Genomic DNA, 15,495 nt, shown 5'->3' with positions numbered 1-15,495 from the left:
CGCGCCTTCATTGCACCGTGATCGGCGGGAGCTTCGCTCGCGCCACCAGGGCGTTGAAGGCCGGGATGTCCCTCTTCTCGATGGTCTCCAGCTTCACAACCTCCGCATCGAGCCTCACGGTGAGGTCCTTGAACGCCGCGTAGCTCTGCTCGGTCGGACGGCCATCCGCGCTCTCCACCACGCCGAGCAGCGCCGCGAGCTTGTTGTTCAGCTTGATCGGAAAGTTCAGTGGATCCTGGCTGCTCTGGTTCCGATATTGGTAGATCTCTCCCTCGATCTCCGTCAGCCTGGACGTCAGTGCAGCCGCCGCGGCCGTGAGCTTCGAGTTCTTCGCCTTGCCGGAGCGGTCGTGCACCTGCTCCTTGATCGAGCGGATCCGCAACACCGTCTCGTCCGCCCGCGTCACGGCATCGCGAACCTGCATCGCCAGGGCGAACTGCTGCTGGAGGTCCACGTCGGCCACCGATGTCAGCAACGGGTGCCTGCGGATGGCAAACGACGCCACCATCGGACCGGCGCCGTTCGACGCGCCGGCCTGCGCGACGGTCAGCCGCACCTGATAGCGTCCAGGAAGCGCCGTCGGCCCGCGCGGGCCTGCCGCCCACAGGATCATCTTCGGGATCGGCACCGGCCCTGGGTACCGCATGTCCCAGACGAACCGATTCATCCCCGCTTTCACCGGCACCTTCGGTTCGGGCGTGCGGAAGTACTCCTCCTCGTCGCCGGCCTCGTCCTTCTTCTCCTTCTTTTCGACGTCTGGCGTTCCGGTGAACGACCGCACGAGGCGCCCGTCGCCATCGAGAATGTCGATGGTGACCTTCTCGGCCGCCTGCTTCAGGTAGTAGTCGACCGCGACGCCGCGGTTGACCGACCGCACGGCATCCTGAGGTGTGAACAGATGTCCCGACGCCTGCGCGACGGCCGGCGTCAACTGGCGCAGCACGCCAATCCGCTCGAGGAGGTAGAACGAACGCCCGTGCGTCGCCAGCACGATGTCGTTCTCGGTGACCGCAATGTCGTGCACCGGCGTCACCGGGAGGTTCAGGCGCAACGACTGCCAGTGCGCGCCATCATCGAACGACGCGTAGATCCCTTGTTCGGTCCCCGCGTAGAGCAGGCCGGGACGCACGATGTCCTCGCGAATCGCCCGTGCGAAGTCACCGTCGGCGATGCCCGTGACGATCGTGGTCCACGAACGGCCGAAGTCGTCCGTGCGGTAGAAGTACGGTGCGCGGTCGTCGCGCTGATATCGGTTGGCAGCGACATACGCCGTGCCGGGCTTGTGCGGCGACGCCTCGATGAGGCTGATCCGGGCGAAGGGCGGAAGGTCAGGAGGCGTCACGTTGTTCCACGTCCTGCCCGCGTCACGCGTGACCTGCACGACGCCGTCATCGCTCCCCGTCCAGATCGTGTCACCGTCCTTCCGCGATGGCGCAATCGTGAAGATCGTCGCGTAGGTCTCGACGCCGGTCTGGTCGAGGGTGATCGGCCCACCCGACGGCCCCATCGTCGCCGGATCCGCCCGCGTGAGGTCGGGGCTGATTTGCTCCCAGCTCTGACCCTCGTTCGTCGTTCTCCACAGGTGCTGCGATCCCGCGTAGAGCACGCGCGGATCCGTCGCCGAGAACACAATGGGGAACGTCCACTGGAACCGTTCCTTCATCGCGTTCGACGAATGACCCATCGGGTTCTCCGGCCACACGTTGATCTGCCGCATCTGTCCTGTCCGCCGGTCGAGACGCGTGAGCAGGCCACCGTAGCTGCCCGCGTAGAACACGCCAGGATTTCGCGGATCGGCCGCGATGTACCCGCTCTCTCCCCCACCGACCTCGTAGAACTCGTCGCCGTTGCCCGTGCTCGGCACGCATGCGGTGCTGTTGTCCTGCTGCGCGCCGCACACGTGATACGGCACGTGAGCAGTCGTCGTAACGTGGTACATCTGAGCAGTTGGATAGCGCTGTCCCGTCCAGGTCTCGCCGCCATTCACACTGACGTTGCCGCCCCCGTCATTGCCGTTGATCATCCGCTGGGGGTCATTGGCCGCGACCCAGAGGTCGTGGTTGTCGCCGTGCGGAACCCGAATCGACTTCCAGGTCTTCCCGGCATCCGCCGATCTGTAGAGACCGGTGTTGAGCACATAGAGGCGGTCGCGCTCCTTGGGATCGGCGTAGATCCGGCTGTAGTAGAACGCGCGCTGACGGAAGCGCCGCGCGTCGTTCGCCTTCGTCCACGTGGCTCCGCCATCGTCCGACCGGAAGATTCCCCCTTCCTCGGCCTCGACGATGGCGTAGACACGGTTGGATCCGCCGGGAGCCACCGCCACACCGATCTTGCCCAGCGTGCCCTTTGGCAATCCCGAATTGCGAGAGATCTCGGTCCAGGAGTCGCCGCCGTCAGTCGACTTGAACAGACCGCTTCCCGGGCCGCCGCTCGACAGCGAATGCGGCGTGCGGAACACCTCCCAGAGCGCGGCGTACACCACCTGTGGGTTCGACGGATCCAGGCACAGATCGACGGCCCCAGTCCTCTCGTCGCGGAAGAGGATCTTCTTCCAGGTCGCGCCGCCATCCGTGGAGCGGAAGACACCGCGCTCGGCGTTCGGTCCATACGTGTGCCCGAGCGCCGCGGCGTACACGCGGTTCGCGTCGGTTGGATGCACGCGGATGCGCGCGATGTTCTGGCTGTCGGCCAAGCCGGAGGACTTCCAGGTCTTGCCCGCGTCCACCGACTTGTAGATCCCGTCTCCCTGGATGACGTCGCCCCGCAGTTCGGTTTCACCCATCCCGATGAACACCGTGTCCGGACTCGACTCCGCGACAGCAACCGCACCGACCGACGACGTGCGGAGATGTTCGTCGGTCACTGGCTTCCAGGTCGTGCCGCCGTCGGTCGTCTTCCACAGGCCGCCGCCGGTCGCGCCGAAGTAGTACTCGAGCGGCCTCGCGGTCGAGCCGGCGACGCCAATCGCCCGCCCGCCTCGATTCGGCCCGATGTTCCGCCATTTCAGGTCGCCGAAGAACGCGGCATCGTACCCCGTCGCCGACGCCGACGCTTGCGCATGGACAACGACGGCCACGCCGCGCGTGGCCGACAGGGCGGCGAGGGCAAGGACACAACCGGCCAGGATCGCAGACAGAATCGCACGCATCGCGGAACTCCTTTCGAGTACCCGCTCACACTACCACGGCTCGGGTCAGGCACCCTGCCGGCCTGCGCGAGCCGCCCGGCGCAGCGAGGCACAGACTGGAAGCGCACCCGGTCAGAACGGGGCGGGCCTCGCGCCGCGAAGAGGCAATGAGGCCGGCGTGGCTCGGGCTCTACCCTATGAGCTTGTCCGATGGTGATAGGTGCCGGTCAAGGAAGGCGATAATCTCGTCCACGTCGTGGTACGCCAGTATCGCGCAGGCAGAGTGCGTGTTTCCGGATGCCATTCGCGAGATGGCGCCGTGGCGGACGGCGTCGAACAGCAGCAGGACGCGCTGACCGGTGAGGGCCGCACGGCCGGTGATGTATCCCACCTCGAACCCGACGCCATAGCTCGAACCCGACGCTTCGGCGATGAGCACGTCGCAGGCATCGAGCCAGCGCACATCGCGTTCGAACACCTCGCGCTCGGACAGCGCCGCCTCGGCCTGCTCGACGTCGTCGCCGAGCAGGTGCGAGGTGAGGATCTCGTGGCCCCGGAATTCCAGGTGCGCAGCCAGCCGGCGGGCGGCGTTTAGACCGCCCCGGTTGCCGCGCACAGTGCAGGCTAGGTAGATTCGCATGGCTGGCGACGATCCTACACGAACGGCGCGCCGTTATTTCACGTCCGGGCAGAATCCGGGCGCGAAGCCGGTCGCATGGCGGCGGCGCGCGAGCGGATCGTCGACGATGGTCGGGGGCAGGATGCCCAGGCGCACGAGTTGCGCGCGAAACTCGTAGTGCACGGTCAGCGTTGCCGCCGGTGTCGACTCCAGATCGAGGTGGACCAGGCGAACTTGGTGGCCTGTGCGGTCACCGATTCCCGTTGCGGCATATTCGTCGGCCGGAGGCGCGGCTGCCTCGGCCTTCGGCATCGCATTGGCCGAAGCGCCCCCTGCCGCCGCCTGCCGCGTCGGCGCTGGCGCCGATGGCGCGTCGCGACGCTCCTTGGCGGTGTCGGCCTCGATGGGAACCACCTGGATCGGGGTCCGCTCGCGGAAGAACACGGTCGTAATCACCCCCTGGTTACCCGGCTGGCCGAGCCGTGTCGCGTAGGAGTTCTCCTCCGACGTGAAGTAGAAGCGGCGCGCCTGCTGCATCGACGTCTGCCAACCCGCGATCGTGATCGTCTCGCCAGGGTCGAGGATCCACTTGCGCCCCTCCTGTGGGGTCGTCCGGCGCGCATCGATCGTGTTGAGACCATCGACCGAGAGTGCCACACCAACCCGAACTGGCAGCGGGTTGTGGAGGCGAATCGCGTACTCCTTTCCTTTCAGCGCCTCGACATAACGCGCATCGTTCGCCCGGTACTCGGGGACCGCCCGGCCGTCGACCAGCACCTCCATGCGGAAGGCGGGCGGACAGGCGGGAATGGGATGGGCCTCGGGACTCATGGAGAGCGGCAGGGAGAGGGCGGCAAGTGCAACGAGCGTGCGGGATGTTCCGGTCATGTCAACCTCCTATGTTCTGAGAACGGGGAGGCGCCGGATTCTTGCAGGCGCAGCCGGTCCACCGACAGTGCGGCGTCAGGACTCTGACTGTGCTACGGTAGGCGGCGCACGTCCCGTACCAAATACTCGCTTTGAAAAGGGAGCGTGTCCCATGCCCCTGTCCCGTCGCGCTTTCGCTCGATTCATCGGCACCTTCTGGCTCGTTTTCGGCGGCAGCGCAGTCCTGGGCGGCGGGTTCCCCGGCACCGGCTCCCTCAGCTCGCGGCGCGCCACGCTCGGGTGGAATGGTTGCGAAGTCGACGGAAGGAGGCGGTGATCGTTCACCGGAGGTCGAGATGCCGAAATTCACGACTCATTTGATCGACCGCGTCGAAGTTGCACAAGGCACCCTCGCGTTCACCTTCGAGCGGCCCGAGGGGCTGGACTACGTCGCCGGCCAGCACGTGACGATCGCGCTGACCGACCCGCTCTACAGCGACGAGAAGGGCAACAGCCGGATTTTCTCGATTGCCTCGTCGCCCCAGGACGCGGAGCGGCTGGCGATCGCCACGCGGATGACCGGCAGCGCACTGAAGCGGAGTCTGGCGGAGGCGCCATTCGCCACGCCGGTCAGCTTGATCGGCCCTGCCGGGACGTTCGCGCTCCGTCCGGCCCAGACCTTGGTGGTGTTCATCGCGGGCGGCATCGGCATCACGCCGTTTCGCAGCATGGTGCTCGACGCCATCGCCCGGGGCCTGCCGTACCGGATCACGCTGATCTACTCGAATCGCACGCCCGAGGGAGCCGCGTATCACGCAGAGTTCGCGCGCATGGCCCAGGCCCACCCGGCATTCACGTACGTGCCGACGATGACGGACGCCGGCACGTCCGGGCAGCCCTGGGCGGGTGAGCGTCGGACGGTGAGCGCCGACTTCCTGCGGGATCACGTCGGGGACATCGCCGCGCCGACCTTCTATATCGCGGGTCCGCCCGGCCTTGTGGCGGCTGCGACCAAGACCGTGCTCGATGCAGGGGCAGACCCCGAGCGCGTGTTCGCCGAGGAGTTTGCCGGGTACGCCGGCTCTCAGGCCCGCGCGACGTCCGCAGCCACGCCCGGCACGCCCGGCTTCGTGAAGGTTGCCGAGGCGGGATCGCTGGCCGCAGGGCAGATGCGGGGACTTCGCGTGAACGGCCGGGAGATACTGATCTGCCGGGTCGGCGAGCGCTACTTCGCCATCGCCAACGAATGCCCGCACGCCGGCGGGGTACTGTCGGAGGGCGAGTTGCTCGGCCAGGTCGTCACGTGCCCATTACACGGCGCCGCATTCGATGTCACCAATGGTGCCGTGCTGGAACCACCGGCCGAGGAGGGCGTGCGCTGCTACCCGGTCCGCGTGGTGAATGGTGCCATCGAGGTCGATTGCGGCTGACTGCCGCGCGGTGCTCGCGGCTCAACGCTCAGGGCGAGGCGGCGGCGCCGCACGAGGTGGCATAGCCGTGTCCACTCCACGAACGGACGCCAGACCGCGTGTACGAGCCGCCGCTTGATCAGGAATCGCCAGAGGCGGTTCGAGCGTTTGTAGAGGAGGGACATCGCCAGGTACGGCAGAACCGCCGTCGCCTCCTGAGGGCGCCGACGCCAGACCGATTCTGGGGAGAACAACCGCCGGTAGAGCCAGTCGTAGCCGAGCGCCAGTTGCTCGGCCGTCATCTGCTTGGGGCGGAAGACGACGTGTGCGGTGTCGTACTTCGACCAGTCGCGGTGGAGCAGCCGACCTTCCGCGTCCAGCTGGCGAAACAGGGGCGTGCCCGGGTACGGCGTCAGTACGTGAAAGGTGGCGCATTCGAGCCGATTGGCGTCGATCCAGTCCGCGGTCTGCTGGAATACCTCCGTGCCGTCGCCGTCGAAGCCGAGCACGAAGCTGCCGTTCACTGCAATGCCGTGGTCGTGAAGCACCCGCACGCGCCTGGCGTACTCCTCGGCGCGGGGCCCACGCTTGCGGAGGGCGATGAGGTTGTCGTCCGTAAGCGATTCGAATCCGATGAAGACGGCAGTACAGCCCGCGAGGGCCATCTCGCGAACCAGGCGCGGATCGTCTGTCACGTCCAGCGTCACGGCCGCGCTCCAGATGACTCTCGATCTCTCCAGCGCGCAGCACAGCGCCGACAGGTACTCGCCGTGGGCGCCGAGGTTGTTGTCGATGAACACCGCGTACGGCTGGCCGTTGGCTTCGATCTCGCGACAGACGGCGTCCACGCTGCGCATGCGATACGGCACACGGAGGCCGTCGGTGGACAGGTAGCAGAATCCGCAGCGATTGCGGCAGCCCCGGGTGGCGATGAGGCTGGTCGTCGTCAGGAAGCTCGAGCGAGGGGCGAGATCGTGGCGAGGCGGAGGATCGAGATCGAAGTCCCTCTCGTAAGATGCCACGTAGCGGGGCCGCAGCGTGCCACGCTCGATGTCGCCAAGAATTGTCGGCCAGACCTGGACACCGTCGCCGAGCGCGATCGCGTCAGCGTGCGGTGCGGCCTCGTCGGGACAGGACTGGACGTGCAGGCCGCCGAGAATCACCTTGCTGCCCCGATCGCGAAACCACCGGGCCAGCTCGTAGGCGCGCGCGGCAAAGGTCAGGTGGACCGTGATGCCCACGACTTCCGGCAGGCCTCCGAGCCGGGGCACGCCTTGGAGCAGGTTCTCGTCCCAGTAATCGACCTGCCAAGGCGGGGGCGTGGCCGCGGCGAGGCTCGTCAGGGCGAGCGACGGCGTCAGCACGTGCTTGCCGAAGCTGCCGTGCGGATCCTTCGGATAGAAGGGATTCAGGAGCAGCGCGTGGCGAGGGGCGATGTGCGTCGGGCCACGCGATCGGGGCCACTCGGGCGGCTGGACCATGTCCGGCGGCAGCCACAGCGGACGGCGCGGCAGGTAGAAGGGATCGTCGGGCACGCGTTCGAACAACGACGAGGCTATCGGGATTCGCACGCCTGTGACGCTCCTGGATGGGGCGGCCGCCCAATGCAAATGACTTTACACAACAAAGCATAGCATCACGCGGCAGGGGCGTCACGTCGAAATCGCCGCCGGCATCCGAATCGCCGAGTCCCCGAAGCCTCCATGGCCAGGAGAGGAAGCGCGCAGAGTCGGCGTCCGCCGGAAGGCACGGCCGACGCGCCGATCCCGACGGCGGGCGGAGGGCACGACGAAAAACGGCCCGGCGATGTTCCACCGGGCCGTTGCCGAGAGAATTGGATAATATGGCTGAAATTGGTCGGGGCGAGTGGATTCGAACCACCGACCCCTCGGTCCCGAACCGAGTGCTCTACCAGGCTGAGCCACGCCCCGACCGCAGAAAAACTATTCTAACCCAGCCTCCCGCTCGAGGCCAAGGCCTTTTACGAAACCGACGGCATCGTGCGCGGTCAGATCGGACTGCAACGGCGTCAGCGACACGTAGCCCGCGCGGATCGCTTCATGGTCCGACTCGCCGTTCGGCATCCACTCGTCCTCTCCTTCGCCGATCCAGTAGTACGGTCGCCCTCGCGGGTCGCGCCGCTCGCTGACGGTCGTCGAGTGATTCCGCTTGCCCTGCACGGTCAGGCGAATTCCCTTCGGATCGACACGCGGAACGTTCACGTTCAGGAACGTGCGCGCCGGCAACCCCTTCGCCAACACGGGCTCGGCGACCAACCGCGCGACTCGGGCCGCCGCGTGAAAGTCCCACTCGCCCGCCCCCTGCTGCAGCGACACGGCAATCCCCGGCACACCGAGCAGCGCGGCCTCGAGCGCGCCTGACACGGTCCCGGAGTACGTCACATCGTCGCCGACGTTGAGCCCCTTGTTGATGCCCGATACGACCAAATCCGGAAGACCCCGCAGTACCGCGGCCACGGCGATGTTCACGCAGTCGGTCGGCGTGCCGTCGAGCGCGTAGGTGGAGTCGGAGAGGTGCTCGAGCCTGAGTGGGTGGTGCAGCGTCAGCGCGTGGCCAACAGCACTCGCCTCGCGGCTGGGCGCGACGACAAACACCTGGCCGAGGGGTGCGAGCGCGTCGGCGAGCGCCTTGATTCCCGCGGAGCGCACGCCATCGTCATTGGTGACGAGAATTCGTTTCATGCAGGAGATCGATTATACGATGAGCACGGGCGGGACGCCCGTGCCACTCGGACGCCCGTGCCACTCGGACGCCCGTGCCACTCGGGCGGCAGCGCCACGCGGGCGGCAGCGCCACGCGGGCGGCAGCGCCGCGCGGGCGGCAGCGCCACCCGGACGGCAGCGCCACGCGGACGGCAGCACCACTCGGGCGGCAGCGCTGCTCACGAGGCAGTGGCGGCGGGCATCCATGCCCGCCAGGTCATCAGCATCTCAAACCGTCCGCGGTTCGCGGATGAACGCAAACAGCATGAACGTGGCAAGGATGGCCAGCACCGCACCGACACCGAACGCGGCAGTCGGGCTCACCATCTTCCACACGAGACCGAAGGCGACGCTCGCCAGCAGCGATCCGATGCCAAGGGCCGCGTTGTAGATGCCGAAAGCCGTTCCGCGGAGGTCGGCCGGCGCGAGGTCGGCAATCAGGGCCTTCTCGGTGCCCTCCGAAAGCCCGTAGTAGAGTCCGTAGACGAGGAACCAGGTCACGAGCGTGGCCACGGAGTTGCTGGCGGCGAAACCGGCGTAGACCAGCGCATAGACAATCCACCCGCTCCCGATGACGAAGCGACGGCCCCAGCGATCCGACTTCACACCGCCCCACACCGACATGAGCGCCTTCACCACGTGCAGGAGCGCCCAGAGCAATGGAATGAACACCGGCCTGACTCCCTCGTCGGTCAGGCGCAACAGCAGGAACGAGTCGGCCGAATTCCCGAGGGCGAAGACGAGCAGCACCGCCAGCAGCGTGAAGTAACTCCGCGGCAAACCTCTCCAGCCAGGCGGCACGAGCGTGGGTCTCACGCCGGGCGACGACGTCGCGGTGTCAGACGCCTGGTCCTTGGGCACCTTGAAGAGCATCGCCACCGCGAGCGCGCCTGGGATGATCGTGAGCGCGAACAGCCAACGGTAGCGCCCCGGGTAGACCCACAGGAACAGCGAGGCAAGCAGCGGGCCGGCCACGGCACCGACGTGGTCCATCGCCCGATGGAATCCGAAGATCCGTCCTCGCGTCGACGGCGTGGCGCAGGCGGCGAGCAGCGCGTCGCGCGGTGCGCCGCGCACGCCCTTCCCCACTCGATCCATGAACCGCACAACGAACAGCTGCGGCCAGGATGACACCAGCGCAATCAGCGGGCGGACGGCCGACGACAAACTGTAGCCGGCGATCACGATCGGCCGCCGCGTCTGCCATCGGTCCGACAAGTACCCTGACACGATCTTGAGGAGGCTGTTGGCGGCCTCGGCAAATCCCTCGATCAGGCCGAGCGACGCTGCCCCGGCGCCCAGCACGCGCGTGAGGTAGAGCGGAAGCAGCGGGTAGATCGCCTCGCTCGCGGTGTCAGTGAAGAGGCTCGTCAGGCCGAGCAGCCAGACGGGGCGAGGCAGGCCGAACACGACGCGGGTGTCCTCTGTGCCCGGGGTAGCTTCGATGTCATCGGGAGGCGTGGTCGCCATCGCGCAGCCGTTGGCTAGTGAGGAAGGCGGTGTGACCGAACCTGTGTCCGCGCGGGCACCTGTCGGAGCGAGTGACGCCGGGGCGCAGGCTGGGCCGGCGGCATCGTGTCCACGCGTCGAGCTACAGGGGCAACAGGCGCCGGCAGCGCGTCGATCGGAGCCGGTTCGCGCAGCAGCAGCCACGTTCCCGGGGTGCTACCGGTGGCGCAGAGCGCCGTCACGTGGCCCGCCAGCCCGACGCAGGCCGCCGTCGCCCAGAACCACTCGCGTCCGAGCCACAGCGCGATGAGTACCGCGGGCACGAGTGCCAGACCGATGTCCATCGCGCCCGCCACGAGACGGCGCTCGGCCCGAGCCAGGGATCGCCCGTGCTCGACGGGCTGCGGCTGGTCGAGCACCAGGCGCAGCGCGGGAACCTCGACCTGGGTGCGCGGGTCGGCCGACTGGACAGCCGAGTTCACCGGTTCACCGGTGGTCTCGGGAAACAACCGCACGAACCGCGAGACGACTTCCTCCGGGTCGAGCCCGATGGCCTCCGCATAGCTCCTGACGAACCCGCGACGGAAGATCCCGGCGGGCCATCGCGACAGATCGTTCTGCTCGAGTCCGGCAAACAGCGACGTCTTGACCTTCGTCTTCTCGGCAATCTCGTTGAGCGTCAGACCACGTCGCTCCCTGGTGCGGCGCAGTTCTAGGCCGAAGGTCTCGCGTTCCGTCATGAATCCTCCCCGTGTCGCCTACGGAGTATGGCGGCTGGAGGCGGTTGCGATCAAGCTGAACGTGAAGGAGCCATCCAGACCAGCCCGACTCAGTCGCCCGCTATACCTTCAGGAAGATCCTCCGTCGATACATCAACCACAGAACCAGATACAGCGCCACCACGTAGGTCAGCGCGAACAGCAGTGAGGCGTTCTTCGGCTCGAGGAACGGCTCGTACCCCCGTGCGTACATCAGGCTCTGAAGCGAGATCCGTTTCCCCGCCGCGTCGGTCATCTTGATCAGGATCAGCAGCTTTGCGCTGAGGCCGGCGAGCATGAACAGGGCGATCGCGTTGACGCCGAGGATGACGAACGGCTTGGTCCACCAACGCCAGCCCTCGACGTCGATGACCCAGTAGCAGGCGGCCAGGCCTGCCATCCCGGCGCCACCGGTGAAGAACACGTAGGAACTGGTCCAGAGGTTCTTGTTGATCGGAAACGCCAGATCCCACAGGGCCCCGATGGCCATCGCCGCAATTCCAGCCGCGGCCATCAGCAGCGCCTTCGTTCGTCCCTCCGCCGGGGCTCGGAGCCAGAACCCGGTCATGAGCCCCATCAACGTCGTTGCGATCGCCGGCAGCGTGCTCAACAGTCCTTCGGGGTCCCAAGGACGCCGTCCCCACATGTGCGCCCGGCCGAGCAGCGCGCGGTCGATGAACGCACCCAGATTGCCAGCCGGCGTAAGGTCACCAGGCGCGTGCCCCGGATAGGGCATCAGCACCATGAGCGCCCAGTATCCGAGCGTCAGGCCCGCGACCCAGGCTCCAAGCCTGCGCGCGTGACGCCGGTCGTCGCGATCGCCACGAGGCAACGTGAGGCGGAAGATCCCCGCCGCCGCCAGGTAGCAGAGTCCGATCCGCACGAGCACTCCCGGCAGTCTGAGTTTCGTCAGGTCGAAGTAGGGGAACCCACCGAGGAACCATCCAAGCGCCATGATCATCACGCCGCGCCGGACGATGCGCCATCCCGGTCCCGTGGTGGCCTTGGACAGCGTCATGGAGACGCCGACCATGAACAGGAAGAATGGAAAGATGAGATCCGTCGGCGTCCAGCCGTTCCACTCGGCATGGAGCAACGGCCAGTAGGCATTGCCCCAGTCGCCCGGGTTGTTGACGATGACCATCGACGCCATCGTGATGCCCCGAAAGACGTCGAGCGAGACCAGACGCTGAGCCAGAGCCGGAACCGGCGTGGTGGTCCGTGTCATGGCGTGAGAGATTAGCAGTATCCTAGGCGCATGCGCAAAGTCCTGCTCGTCCTCGTCGCGGCCGGCCTCCTGCTGGCCGCGGTGGCCAGCGCCCAGGTGGCCGTTCCGGCCGAGTTTCCGCGTCGCGACGCAGCAGAGATCCTGGACTCGGACCTGGTCGAGTTGGTCGCACTCGACCCGACCATCCATCTCGACATCCGTTACGCCACGCCGAACAACCTCGCCGGCCGCCCGGTCTACCCCGAGGCGCGGGCGCTGCTCCAGCGCCCGGCCGCCGAGGCGCTCGTCCGCGTCAATGCCGCGCTCAGGAAGCAGGGATTCGGGTTGCTGGTCTACGACGGCTACAGGCCCTGGTCGGTGACGAAGATCTTCTGGGACGTGACGCCGCCCGACAAGCGGGAGTTCGTCGCCGATCCGACGAAGGGCTCCAAGCACAACCGCGGCTGCGCCGTGGACCTGTCCCTGTACGACCTTGCGACCGGTCGCGAGGCCGAGATGCCGAGCGTCTACGACGAGATGTCGCCGCGGGCCTACCCGACGTACACCGGCGGCACTGACCAGCAGCGCATCGCGCGAGATCGGCTGAAGGCCGCGATGGAAACCGAGGGGTTCACGGTCGAGCCGAACGAGTGGTGGCACTTCAACTACCGCGAGTGGGCACGCTATCCGATCCTCAACATTCAGTTCTCGGAGATTGTTCCGCGGGCGGCACCGAGGTGAACTTGGGCAGGAGTCAGAAGGCAGCATGAGATCGTTGGCCGACGAACTGGCGCGGCGCACGAGGGAAGGCGAGTTGTACGAGACGTACAACGGAGACTGGACGCGATGCTTCGCGTGTGGACATCGGTGTCCAATCCCCAACGGCGCGCAGGGCGTGTGCAAGGTCCGGTTCAACCGGAACGGTCGCTTGATGGTGCCCTGGGGCTACGTGAGCAGCGCCCAGTGCGACCCCATCGAGAAGAAGCCCTTCTTCCATGCCTATCCCGGCGCGCTCGCCTACAGCTTCGGCATGCTCGGGTGCGATCTCCACTGCGGGTACTGCCAGAACTGGGTCACCTCGCAGGCGCTCCGCGACCCCAACGCCTCGCTCCACGCGCAGACCGCCTCGCCCGAGGCGCTGGTCCAAGACGCCGTCCGCTCCGGCGCCAAGGCCATCGTCAGCACCTACAACGAACCGCTGATCACGACCGAGTGGGCGGTGGAGATCTTCAAGCACGCCAGGCAGGCCGGCCTGGTCACCGGCTTCGTCTCCAATGGCAACGGGACGCCCGAGGTGCTCGAGTACCTCCGGCCCTGGATCGATCTCTTCAAGATCGATCTGAAGGGTTTCGACGACAAGCACTACCGGAGTCTCGGCGGACGTCTCGAGCCGATCCTTGACACGATCCGGCGGGCCCACGCCATGGGGCTGTGGCTGGAGGTCGTGACGCTGCTCGTACCGGGCTTCAACAATTCGGATGCCGAGTTGACGCGCCTGGCGGCGTTTCTGGCCGGCGTCTCCCCCAACATTCCGTGGCACGTCTCGGCCTACCACGAGGATTACCGGATGAGCGGCACGGGGGACACGACGGTCGACATGCTGCTCAGGGCCGTGGACATTGGTCGGGCTGCCGGACTCACCTACGTCTACGCCGGCAACATGCCCGGCTCGGTCGGCGGGTGCGAGGACACGACCTGCCCGTCGTGCCATGAGATTCTCATCGAACGCTTCGCCTACCTGATTCGCCGCTACCGCCTGACGCCAGACGGCGCGTGCCCCGCCTGCGGCACCCGAATCCCCGGCCGATGGGACCCGAAGTTCGAGGGCCAGACCGTAGCTCGGCCACTCGGCCGTCGCCTCGGAACGGTCTCTCTGAGTTAAGATCGAGGGGATGTCACTCGTCGATCGGCTCGGCCGACCCCTTCGCAGCCTGCGTGTCTCGGTCACGGACCGCTGCAACCTCCGCTGCCAGTACTGCATGCCGGAGGAGGAGTACGCGTGGCTGCCCAAGGAGGACCTCCTCACGTTCGAGGAGATCGCGACGCTGGTCGCGCTGTTCGCCGACCTCGGTGTGGACAAGGTGCGCCTCACCGGCGGTGAACCGCTGCTTCGGCGCGACCTGCCGGACCTCGTGCGCCTGCTCGCCTCGAGCGCGAGGCTGACCGATCTCGCGCTCACGACCAACGGCGTCCTGCTCGCCCGCCAGGCGGCGCCCCTGAAGGACGCGGGCCTGATGCGGCTGACCGTCAGCCTCGACACGCTCAGCCCCGACAGGTTCACCGCCCTCACCCGCCTGACCACGCACGATCGCGTGCTCGCCGGCATCGAGGCCGCTGCCCCGCTGTTCGACGGCCTGAAGATCGATACCGTGGTCATGCGCGGCGTGAACGATGACGAGATGGTCCCGCTGATTGAGTACGCGAAGACCCACCGCGCCGAGGTGCGCTTCATCGAGTACATGGATGTGGGCGGGGCGACGCGCTGGTCCACCGACAAGGTGGTGCCGCGCGAGGAGATGCTCAGGCGTCTGGCTGCGCACTACGGCAGCGCCGAGCCAATCGAGGAGACGGTCTGGGCGCCGGCGGATCGGTTCCGCCTGCCCGATGGGACGGTCATCGGCGTCATCGCATCGACCACGACACCGTTCTGCGGCACGTGCGACCGCTCACGGTTGACGGCCGACGGCGTCTGGTTCATGTGTCTGTACGCGGCCGAAGGACTCGACTTGCGGCGTCCTCTGCGGACCGGTGCTGGAAGTTCGGCCGTCGCCCAGACGATCCGGGGAGCCTGGCAGGGACGCGTCGATCGCGGCGCCGAGGTTCGGCTCGCCGAACGGGAACGCGGAGTGTTCATCCCGACCGTGACCCTCAAGCACAATCCCCATCTCGAGATGCACACCCGAGGCGGATAGAGCCAGCCTGACCTCTTGCGGCAACTCTTCCTTGACAGGGAGTGTCGGTCTGCCGACCGCCTCGCACCACCTGACCCACCATGTTTTCTGAGGATTTCGGCAAGTATCAAATAGGCATCGCTCTTGCTTATAGCCTAGTCAGTGAGGACCCCGGCGGAGCGAACCCTATGAGCCCACGGAGCTTCTGGAATCACCCATTGGAAGAGCTGGCCCGCTCGCTCGTCCATACGTTCGGGCCTGGCGAGAGCGCCCATCTGAGCACCGACGAGTTCGTGACGCTGCTTGGGCGGTTGGTGGGAACGACGGCGCAAGGGCCAGCGTTGATTGCCCAGTCCGCGCGTCCGCAAACCGGCGAGCGCCTGGCCGCCGGAAGAAAGCCAAGTTAGGGTCGGCGTGCAGCGGTCGGCCGGCGGTCACGCCCGCC

General features: G+C 67.0%; 13 protein-coding genes and 1 tRNA gene. 5 read left to right on the top strand and 9 right to left on the bottom strand.

The window, feature by feature from the left end; all coding sequences use genetic code 11:
• Positions 1 to 7 precede the first annotated feature (7 nt).
• The 3 genes from VGK32_06320 to VGK32_06310 all read right to left on the bottom strand — a co-directional run bounded on the left by VGK32_06320 (position 8) and on the right by VGK32_06310 (position 4,634).
• Positions 8 to 3,148, bottom strand: a complete 3,141-nt coding sequence (locus VGK32_06320; protein ID HEY3381364.1) for a hypothetical protein — start codon at positions 3,146 to 3,148, stop codon at positions 8 to 10.
• Between the two features lie 169 nt (positions 3,149 to 3,317).
• Positions 3,318 to 3,767 (bottom strand): nucleoside 2-deoxyribosyltransferase, encoded by a 450-nt coding sequence (locus VGK32_06315; GenBank protein ID HEY3381363.1) that lies wholly within the window; start codon positions 3,765 to 3,767, stop codon positions 3,318 to 3,320.
• A 33-nt stretch (positions 3,768 to 3,800) separates the two neighbouring features.
• Positions 3,801 to 4,634, bottom strand: coding sequence for a hypothetical protein (locus tag VGK32_06310; protein ID HEY3381362.1), 834 nt, complete (start codon positions 4,632 to 4,634; stop codon positions 3,801 to 3,803).
• 335 nt (positions 4,635 to 4,969) lie between these two features.
• Between VGK32_06310 and VGK32_06305 the strand changes: the two genes are divergently transcribed.
• Entirely contained in the window at positions 4,970 to 6,043 is a 1,074-nt protein-coding gene (locus VGK32_06305; GenBank protein HEY3381361.1) for a Rieske 2Fe-2S domain-containing protein, read from the top strand.
• On the opposite strand, the gene VGK32_06300 is transcribed toward VGK32_06305, so the two are convergent.
• The 6 genes from VGK32_06300 to VGK32_06275 form a co-directional block, all read right to left on the bottom strand.
• Complete coding sequence (locus tag VGK32_06300) at positions 5,995 to 7,593, bottom strand: radical SAM protein (GenBank protein HEY3381360.1); 1,599 nt, start codon at positions 7,591 to 7,593, stop codon at positions 5,995 to 5,997. The two genes, VGK32_06305 and VGK32_06300, sit on opposite strands and share 49 nt — an antisense overlap.
• A 283-nt stretch (positions 7,594 to 7,876) precedes the next feature.
• A tRNA-Pro gene (locus VGK32_06295) sits at positions 7,877 to 7,953 on the bottom strand.
• Positions 7,954 to 7,965: 12 nt separating this feature from the next.
• Positions 7,966 to 8,724: a 5'/3'-nucleotidase SurE gene (gene surE, locus VGK32_06290; GenBank protein HEY3381359.1), complete on the bottom strand. Its 759-nt coding sequence runs from the start codon at positions 8,722 to 8,724 to the stop codon at positions 7,966 to 7,968.
• Between the two features lie 249 nt (positions 8,725 to 8,973).
• Positions 8,974 to 10,215, bottom strand: a complete 1,242-nt coding sequence (locus tag VGK32_06285; GenBank protein ID HEY3381358.1) for an MFS transporter — start codon at positions 10,213 to 10,215, stop codon at positions 8,974 to 8,976.
• A 14-nt stretch (positions 10,216 to 10,229) separates the two neighbouring features.
• Positions 10,230 to 10,934, bottom strand: a complete 705-nt coding sequence (locus VGK32_06280) for a helix-turn-helix transcriptional regulator (protein HEY3381357.1) — start codon at positions 10,932 to 10,934, stop codon at positions 10,230 to 10,232.
• Positions 10,935 to 11,034: 100 nt separating this feature from the next.
• Positions 11,035 to 12,180: a heparan-alpha-glucosaminide N-acetyltransferase domain-containing protein gene (locus tag VGK32_06275; protein ID HEY3381356.1), complete on the bottom strand. Its 1,146-nt coding sequence runs from the start codon at positions 12,178 to 12,180 to the stop codon at positions 11,035 to 11,037.
• A 30-nt stretch (positions 12,181 to 12,210) separates the two neighbouring features.
• Here VGK32_06275 and VGK32_06270 point away from each other — a divergent pair, with 30 nt between their 5' ends.
• From VGK32_06270 to VGK32_06255, 4 genes are all read left to right on the top strand, one after another.
• Positions 12,211 to 12,900 (top strand): M15 family metallopeptidase, encoded by a 690-nt coding sequence (locus tag VGK32_06270; GenBank protein HEY3381355.1) that lies wholly within the window; start codon positions 12,211 to 12,213, stop codon positions 12,898 to 12,900.
• Between the two features lie 25 nt (positions 12,901 to 12,925).
• A complete protein-coding gene (amrS, locus tag VGK32_06265; protein HEY3381354.1) occupies positions 12,926 to 14,041 on the top strand; it encodes an AmmeMemoRadiSam system radical SAM enzyme in 1,116 nt (371 codons plus the stop codon).
• Positions 14,042 to 14,051: 10 nt separating this feature from the next.
• Positions 14,052 to 15,071 (top strand): GTP 3',8-cyclase MoaA, encoded by a 1,020-nt coding sequence (gene moaA / locus VGK32_06260; protein ID HEY3381353.1) that lies wholly within the window; start codon positions 14,052 to 14,054, stop codon positions 15,069 to 15,071.
• A 167-nt stretch (positions 15,072 to 15,238) separates the two neighbouring features.
• Positions 15,239 to 15,457, top strand: a complete 219-nt coding sequence (locus VGK32_06255; protein ID HEY3381352.1) for a hypothetical protein — start codon at positions 15,239 to 15,241, stop codon at positions 15,455 to 15,457.
• The last annotated feature ends 38 nt before the right edge of the window (positions 15,458 to 15,495 follow it).

The organism is Vicinamibacterales bacterium, assembly GCA_036504215.1.
In the GTDB taxonomy this organism is placed as follows: domain Bacteria; phylum Acidobacteriota; class Vicinamibacteria; order Vicinamibacterales; family Fen-181; genus FEN-299.
Note: the sequence above shows the minus strand (reverse complement) of the source record. Positions and strands in the feature narration are given on the sequence as shown.

Coding starts and splice junctions, on each gene's coding strand:
- VGK32_06320 (HEY3381364.1), bottom strand. CDS start 3,148: ATGCGTGCGATTCTGTCTGCGATCCTGGCCGGTTGTGTCCTTGCCCTC.
- VGK32_06315 (HEY3381363.1), bottom strand. CDS start 3,767: ATGCGAATCTACCTAGCCTGCACTGTGCGCGGCAACCGGGGCGGTCTA.
- VGK32_06310 (HEY3381362.1), bottom strand. CDS start 4,634: ATGACCGGAACATCCCGCACGCTCGTTGCACTTGCCGCCCTCTCCCTG.
- VGK32_06305 (HEY3381361.1), top strand. CDS start 4,970: ATGCCGAAATTCACGACTCATTTGATCGACCGCGTCGAAGTTGCACAA.
- surE (HEY3381359.1), bottom strand. CDS start 8,724: ATGAAACGAATTCTCGTCACCAATGACGATGGCGTGCGCTCCGCGGGA.
- VGK32_06285 (HEY3381358.1), bottom strand. CDS start 10,215: ATGGCGACCACGCCTCCCGATGACATCGAAGCTACCCCGGGCACAGAG.
- VGK32_06280 (HEY3381357.1), bottom strand. CDS start 10,934: ATGACGGAACGCGAGACCTTCGGCCTAGAACTGCGCCGCACCAGGGAG.
- VGK32_06275 (HEY3381356.1), bottom strand. CDS start 12,180: ATGACACGGACCACCACGCCGGTTCCGGCTCTGGCTCAGCGTCTGGTC.
- VGK32_06270 (HEY3381355.1), top strand. CDS start 12,211: ATGCGCAAAGTCCTGCTCGTCCTCGTCGCGGCCGGCCTCCTGCTGGCC.
- amrS (HEY3381354.1), top strand. CDS start 12,926: ATGAGATCGTTGGCCGACGAACTGGCGCGGCGCACGAGGGAAGGCGAG.
- moaA (HEY3381353.1), top strand. CDS start 14,052: ATGTCACTCGTCGATCGGCTCGGCCGACCCCTTCGCAGCCTGCGTGTC.
- VGK32_06255 (HEY3381352.1), top strand. CDS start 15,239: ATGAGCCCACGGAGCTTCTGGAATCACCCATTGGAAGAGCTGGCCCGC.